4 protein-coding genes are annotated in these 8,366 nt (G+C 28.4%); 2 read left to right on the forward strand and 2 right to left on the reverse strand.

The genetic code is table 11. The features are described 5' to 3' along the window. Positions 1–474 precede the first annotated feature (474 nt). Positions 475–3,597 carry a bifunctional diguanylate cyclase/phosphodiesterase gene (locus KGF50_RS18680; RefSeq protein ID WP_227849458.1) on the forward strand — a complete coding sequence of 1,041 codons (3,123 nt, stop codon included), beginning with the start codon at positions 475–477 and terminating at the stop codon, positions 3,595–3,597. A gap of 164 nt (positions 3,598–3,761) precedes the next feature. After that, a complete protein-coding gene (locus KGF50_RS18685) occupies positions 3,762–5,048 on the forward strand; it encodes a transcriptional regulator (protein WP_227849459.1) in 1,287 nt (428 codons plus the stop codon). A gap of 333 nt (positions 5,049–5,381) precedes the next feature. Here the strand turns inward: KGF50_RS18685 and KGF50_RS18690 are convergent, their stop codons facing one another. Both KGF50_RS18690 and KGF50_RS18695 read right to left on the reverse strand, forming a co-directional pair. Beyond that, positions 5,382–6,488 carry a M20/M25/M40 family metallo-hydrolase gene (locus KGF50_RS18690; protein WP_227849460.1) on the reverse strand — a complete coding sequence of 369 codons (1,107 nt, stop codon included), beginning with the start codon at positions 6,486–6,488 and terminating at the stop codon, positions 5,382–5,384. A gap of 35 nt (positions 6,489–6,523) precedes the next feature. Next, complete coding sequence (locus tag KGF50_RS18695) at positions 6,524–8,065, reverse strand: AbgT family transporter (RefSeq protein WP_227849461.1); 1,542 nt, start codon at positions 8,063–8,065, stop codon at positions 6,524–6,526. Positions 8,066–8,366: the final 301 nt, after the last annotated feature.

An 8,366-nucleotide genomic window follows, 5' to 3' on the forward strand; every position in this document is an offset into this window, starting at 1 on the left:
ATAATGGTCTTTATGATATTATTAATATAACTATAATAACAACGCTGTAATTTATTGTAGAATGTGTTTTTTTATAGCAATGAGAACTGATGTATTTTTAAAGGAATAAAGCAGTTTAATTCTTCGTAATATAAATATTTATTTAATAGTTATGTAAATATTTATATTATATATTGGATGAAGATATGAGTATAAAATATAATTTTTATAATATAAAACCTGTTTAGAACTAAGTTAAGGTACAAATAATAAGAATTATATGAAGATTTAAAAAATAGTATGTACAGCAAAATATATTTAAGTTTTAGAGAGCTTCAATGAGTGATATAATGATGAGCTCTATTTGTCAAAAAAGATGATGCTATTGTACTCTTTTTTTTTATATAAAAAAGTACAGTATCATCATCAAAGGTATAGCAAAACTTGACATAGTTTTAAGAATTTAAAAAATTGGATAAAAGGAGTTACACATAAATGAATGTGAGAAATTTAGTAGATGAATTAGATGAAATTATATATGTTTCCTCCTTGGATACATATGAACTTTTATATATTAATAAAAATGGGAAAAAGATGCTAGGCCTTGATGATATTTCTCATAGAAAATGTTATGAAGCATTACAAGGAAGAGATTCTCCTTGTGAATTTTGTACTAACTCTTTTTTGAAAGATGATGAATATTACATATGGGAAAATACAAACACTGGAATAGACAGACACTTTATATTAAAAGATAAATTAATTAAGTGGGAAGGGAAAGCTGCACGATTAGAAATAGCTCTTGATATTACTGATAAGGAAAATATAAGTAAGTCGATAGAAGAAAAATTAGAAATAAAAGAATTATTAGTTGGATGTATTAAACATCTTATAACAGAAACTAATTTTTCAAATGCTATAAATCTTGTATTAAGCAGTATTGGAGAATTTCATAAAGCTGATAGAGCATATGTTTTTGAAGTGTCAGCAGATGGGAAAAAGATAAATAATACATATGAATGGTGTAATCAAGGTATTGAGGGACAAAAACAATTCCTTGAAGATATTGATGTTGAAGCATTAAAAAATTGGTTTTCATTATTTCATGAAAAAGGTTTTATAATATTAGATAATATAGAAAGTATAAAAGAAACACAACCAATTGAGTATGAAATTTTAAAACCTCAAAATATTGAAAGTTTGATAGCATCTTCACTAAAGCAAGATGACAAAATAATTGGATTTATTGGAGTTGACAATCCACATAGAGCTGTTAAAGATACATCTCTTTTGACTTCTCTATCTTATTTTTTATTGAATGAAATGAAAAAAAGAGAAGTAGAAAATAAATTGAATCATATGAGTTACTATGACTTTTTGACTGGGGTTTACAATAGAAATAAATATATTAAATACATAGATAATTTTCACAGCAATAAATCTAAATCTATAGGTGTTGTGTTTATAGATATAAATGGATTAAAAGATATTAATGATAATTTTGGACATGCTAGCGGCGACTCTGCTATTGTGTCAACCTGTGTAATTATAAAAAAATACTTTCATTCCTATAATATTTATCGTATTGGTGGAGATGAGTTTGTTGTATTATGTGAGGAAATTTCAAAACAACTATTTGAAGAAAAAGTTACCTGGTTAAGTGAAGAGTTTAAAGATACTAGGGTATATAGTGTAGCAATAGGAAGCATTTGGAGTGAGAATAGTACAAATATACATAGGTTGACTAAAATTGCTGATGAGAGAATGTATCAAGATAAGCAAAGATATTATGAAAAAAATAAACTAAAGGCCAATAAAATAGAGGAAATAAACAATTTAAATGGTTCAGAAAAAAGGATTCTATCTACATATAAAAATTTAGAGACTGAGGAACCTTTTGACAGTATAACAAGTGATGGATATTCTAAGACTTATGAAAAATTAGTTTATAATACATATGATATAATCTTAGATATTTGCTTAGAGAAAAATTTGATTACTCCAATATATCAATCAGAAAACAATATTTTTAAAATATCTGTAAAAGAGAATATACAAAAAACCTTTTTATACATTAGAAATTATATAATTCATCCTGATGATAGAACCATATTTTACTCTAATATTTATTCAAAGTTTCTTGATGATTCAAAAAATATCAAGCAAGAGGACTTAAAGTTGAGTTTTGAGTGTAGATGTTTAGGTGAGGATAAAAGATACTATTGGGCATCCATGTTTATCCTAAATGTTATCAGTAAAAATAAATTTGGTGAAAAGCAGGCACATATTTTGCTTTCTATTAAAAATATAGACCATATTATGCAAATACGTAAAAGACAAAGAGATATATTGACAGGTCTATATAATTACGAAGGTTTTTGTCAACAAGCAAACTTATTACTTAAAAAACATTCTGATAAACATTATGTTGCTATAATGATGGATATAGATAAGTTTAAGGTAATTAATGATATTTATGGTATTCAAGAGGGCGATAGAGCATTAATATATATTGCAGAATTGATTAAAAAAAATATTGCTTCTAAGGGAATTTGTTGTCGTATGTATGCAGATGTATTTTGCATTTTTTTTGAGTGCTATCATGATAAAGATGTAGATAAATTAATTTATAAAATTACAAAGAATTTAAGTATAAAGCAATTTGAATATATGTTAATACCATGCTTTGGAATTTATAGGATTTTGGATAATAATATATCAGTTACAAATGCCTGTGAGATGGCAGGATATGCTCACAAAAATGTAAAGAAGCAGAGCATAAGTCATCATATGTTTTATGATGAGGCTATGAGGAATGATGCAATTGAAGAAAAACAGATGGAAAGAGAAATGGAAAATGCATTGGAAAATGGACAGTTTCATGTATACTTACAACCTAAATATAATCTTGAAATAAATAAAATTGTAGGGGCAGAAGCATTAGTTAGATGGATACATCCAGAAAAAGGTATAATACCTCCAAATAAATTTATATCACTATTTGAGAAGAATGGATTTATCATTAAACTAGATATGTATATATGGGAGCAAGTATGTGCTTTGATAAGGAAATGGATAGACCTAGGTCAGAAGCCAGTACCGATTTCCGTAAATGTATCAAGACTACATTTGTATAATCCTCAATTTAGATATGTTGTTTTAGGTCTAATAAATAAATATAACATACCAAAGTCGCTTTTAGAATTAGAGCTTACAGAAAGCTTATTTATTAAAAATATAAAGTTATTTGCCAAGATAATAGCAGAGCTTAGAACGGATGGTATTGTTTTAAATATGGATGACTTTGGTTCAGCATATTCTTCATTAAATATGCTAAAAAATATAAATATTGACACATTAAAGATAGATTGTGGATTTTTCAATGAAAAAGAAATTACAGAAAGAGAAAAAATTGTTTTAAAGCATACTATAGCCATGGCTAAGGACCTAGAAATGGCTGTAGTTGCAGAAGGTGTAGAAACAAAAGAGCAAGCAGAGTTTTTGGCTAGTTTGAATTGTGTGGTAATTCAAGGATATTACTATTGTAAGCCTATTCCAAGTAGAGATTTTGAAAGTTTACTTTATAATCATCAAGATAGTAAACTAATAACTACTTAAAATAATATGCTTTATTTAAATATGGTATATTCATATGAACGCTTGTATAGAAGCTCTTTACCGTAAATATAGAATGTGAGATAATAAATTAAATAAAAAATAAAAAGCAATGATATTATAATTTTTTTAGTAAGTACAATATTGATGGATTAGGAGCGAAGTTTATGATAGTGGGTATTATAGGTCCTTCAGACTCTGGATTTAAGATAAAGGAAGACTTAAAACAGATAGACAGCAATTTAGAAACTAAAATATATGTAAGAGAAAAAGTAGTAGATACCATAGAAGTTATTTCGAAATGTGAAGATGAATGTGATGCCATTATATTTACAGGATGTGGAGTCTATGAGTTTATAAAATCTAAACATGAAATAAGTAAACCACATTCATTTGTTCCAAGAAGTGGGACAAGTATAATGAAAGCATTTTGGGCAATAAAGAGCGCAAATATAAAGCTAGATAAATTTAGTATAGATGTAGTTGATAGATATGTTGTAGAAGATGCACTTAAAGAGTTTGATATTGAAGTTACAAGTATATTTTGTAGGCCATTTTCTGTAGAAGTAGGGGAATCTGAACTTGCAAAGTGGCATATACAATTGTTTGAGGAAAATAAGACTGAGATAATGATAACTGGTTTTGGAGCAGTATACAATGAGTTAAAGGAAAGAGGTTATCCTGTATTTCGCCTACAAGCAACTATACAATTAATCAAAGAAAGTTATGAGAAAGTGAAGAGTGAATATGCTCTAAGCAAGGCTAGATTTTCTCAAATTGCAGTAGAAATATTGAGTTTAATAGACTATAAAGAGAAGATAGAAAATTATTATTCTGATATGATAAAAAAATCAGATATGGATAAGCTTGTAGTAAACTATGCAAGAAGTATTCAAGGTTCTTTATTTTCGTTTGGAAGAAATGATTATGTAGTATTTGTTCATAAAGGCGTAGCTGATAATGAGTACAATTATGATAAATTATTTAAGTTAAAAAGAGATATAAAAGACATGGGATTTTCTCTTAGTATAGGGATTGGTACTGGGGTAACTGCATATCAAGCTGAAAATAATGCACATAAAGCATTAAGACATTCAATAGATTCAAAAGAAATTGGTATATATTTAGTGGATGAAGATGAAAATATAAGAGGTCCTTTAGCTTCAGAAAATGAATTAAATTACTCCCTAGTATTGGCTGATGAGAAAGTAATAGAAATATCTAAAAAAACTGGGATGAGTTGCGAATCAGTAGCAAAAATCATAGCTATAAGTGAAAATAGAAAAAGCAAGATTTATGATTCAAAAGAATTGGCAGAATATCTAAATGTAAGTGAAAGAAGTGCAAGGCGTATACTGAATAAAATAGTAAGTGCAGATTTAGGTAGAATATGTGCTAAAGAAACCAGTATTGGTGGAGGTAGACCAAAGAATATTACTGAGATATTGTTTTAAAATATTATATAAGATTGTATGAAGTGTCATATAAAATACTAAAACCTATGTAAATCAACTTTTTAAGATAGTACTTATAGAGTTGAAAATACATAGGTTTTTAATTATGAGATTTAAAGAGTAATATTGTATAGAAGTATTTATATGAGTTATATCACTCTAATTTATCATTAATTTTTTATAATTCATTATTTAACTTAATTATATGATAGACTGATTCAGAAGTAGAATCTAATAGTTATAACTTAATCATATGATAGACTGATTTAAAAGTAGAATCTAATATCTATAATCTAACCATATGATGCACTAATTTAGAAAATTATCTAATAATTATAACTTAATCATATTATAAACTATTTTAGCAGTATCATATAATTCATCTATATTTACATATTCATTAACTGTGTGTACATCATACATCCCTAAACTTAATATAGCACAGTTATATCCAAGATTAGCTAGTATATTTGCATCACTACCACCACCAATTACCATTGGGTTTGGAATAACACCAACTTGTCTTATTGCTTCTTCACTTAATTTAAAAACATGACTGTCCCTACTAAGTTCAAAACTTGGATAAGACATATTATGTTCAAAAGTGTAAGTGGTATTAAATTTAGATGCAGCATCTGAACAACACTTTTTCATATAATTAAGTTCATATTCTAAAGTCTCAGGGACATGAGACCTGATTTCAGCAGTCAATGTAACCTTATCAGTTACTATATTTGTAGCTCCACCACCTTCTATTTTACCTATGTTTGAAGTTGTTAGAGAATCTATTCTACCTATATGCATATTACTTATTGCATGAGAGGCAACCAATATAGCATTTATACCTTTTTCAGGTTCTATACCAGCATGTGCTTTTTTACCATAAAAAGAGATTTTTATAGATTCCTGTGCAGGAGCCTTATATGCTATCGAACCAATAGCTCCACCAGAATCTAAAATAACCATATCTTTGCAAGGTAAGTTATCAGGGTTAAAGTTTTTAACACCATGCATACCAGCTTCTTCACAAATTGTAAAGCATAGATATATATCTCTATGTGGTATTTTTTCTGTAATAACATGTTCTAGAGCTTCAAGGATAGCAGCTATGCCAGCTTTGTCATCTGCACCAAGTGTAGTAGTCCCATCACTTCTAACTACATTACCATCTAGTATTGGATTTACACCCAAACAAGGTTGAACTTGGTCCATATGAGCACATAAACAAAGAGGTTTACTTCCTTCTTCGCCTTTTATATATGCTATGACATTTCCTGTATTACCCCCATATTTTTCACCAGCATCATCTATAATAGCTTCTATATTTCTTTCTTTTAGATAGTTTACTATCCACTTAGACATTTCTAATTCTTGATTAGATGGACTGTCAATTCTAACCATATCCATAAAATTATTTATAAGTCTATTTTTACTTAACATAAATCATTTCTCCTTTTAGAAAAAAATTAAATAAATTACATACTATAAGAAGGGAATATTCCAGGTCCTAATGGAATATTAAACACCATAAATAGTATTAATAGTATAGTCCATACTATCAAGAATGATATAGAGTATGGTATCATATTAGCTATTACAGTACCCATACCCGCATCCTTATCATACTTTCTTGTAAATGCTAGTATAATAGGGAAGTATGGGAATAATGGGCTAAGTGGATTTGTTATACAATCACCTATACGATAAGCCATTTGTGTAAGTGCTGGATTGTATCCAACCATCATAAACATTGGTACGAATATTGGTGCAAGTATAGCCCACTTTGCAGATGCACTTCCTATAAATAAATTTATAAAGCATGATAATATAATAAATCCTATCAATAATAAAGGGCCATTTATCCCTGCTGATTTTAAAAACTCTCCACCTTTTACAGCTAGTATTAAACCTAAATTACTATTTGTAAATAATTGTAAAAACTGTGAAGCAGCAAATGCTAGTATTATATATCCGCCCATATCACTCATTGCACCTGCCATTATAGATACAACATCTTTATCTTTTTTTATTTTACCTATAGTTTTTCCATATACAACACCAGGTATAAAAAAGGCTAAAGCTATTATAGGTACCATACCTTTCATAAGGGGAGCATTATTTGATAATAAATCTCCTGTTTCTGGGTCTGCTAGGAATGGTTTTTGACCAATTACACTAAGTGCTATTATAATTGCTGCATATATTAATATACTTATACCAGCTTTTTTAAGTCCTTTTTTTTCTACATCACTAAGACTACCATCAACATCTAGCTCTGCATTTCCTTCATATTTACCAAATCTAGGAGCTACGATTTTTTCTGTTACCCAAGTTGCCAATAATATTAATACAAAAGTTGATGCTATCATAAAAAATAAGTTCATTGTTGCATTAGCTTCAAATCCAGAATCAATCATCTGAGCTGCTGGAACTGTAAAGCTTGCAGCAAGTATGTCGTTAACACTTATCATGATGTTTGCTGCAAATCCTAGACAGACTGCGGCATATCCAGAAAATAAACCTATAAGTGGATGTCTTCCAACGCCAAGATATACAAGTGCAGCCAATGGTGGGAATAGTATTGTACCTGCATCTGATGCAATATTTGCAAGCATACCTATAGTCATTACAACAAGAGTTACTTTTGTTTCAGGAATTTTGCTTACTGATGCCTTTATTGTTGCTGTCATAAGTCCAGTTTTATCACAAACACCAGCACCTATCATAGTAACTAAAACTAGACCTAAAGGTGCAAAGCCTTGAAAATTACTAACAATATTTCCTAATAAAATCTGAAGTTGTTCTACAGTTAATAAATTTACAGCAGTTATAGTTTCACCAGTACCAGGATGAACTACTGATATACCCATAGAACCGATTATGCTAGATAGTATAAGTAAAAGTACACATAATCCTAAAAATATTGTAACTGGGTCTGGTAGTTTATTACCAACAATTTCTATTCTGTTTAATGTTCTGTCAAAAAAGTTCTTCTTTTTAACTACGTTATCATTCATAATATCCTCCCTATGTTTTTAAAATATAATATTGAAAATAAGTATTGTGGTCAAATTTATAATGTAAATTATGACTGTCAATTTAAGACGTGTCCACAATGTGTCCTAAAAAAAGTATAAAATAAACTTTTTCCTATGTCAATGTAATTTTCTGAATTTTCTGGATGAGTGGTGTTAATTAAATATGCTTTAAGTAGATTAATAACGAATTATGTCTAAGTTGTCTGTATTATATATACGCTTTAAAATTAATTTTAAAACAAAACTTTATAAAAATCTAGTGGAATATTAAGTTAGTAAA

The sequence above is a fragment of the Clostridioides sp. ZZV15-6598 genome, from assembly GCF_020657705.1.
Lineage (GTDB): Bacteria > Bacillota > Clostridia > Peptostreptococcales > Peptostreptococcaceae > Clostridioides > Clostridioides difficile_F.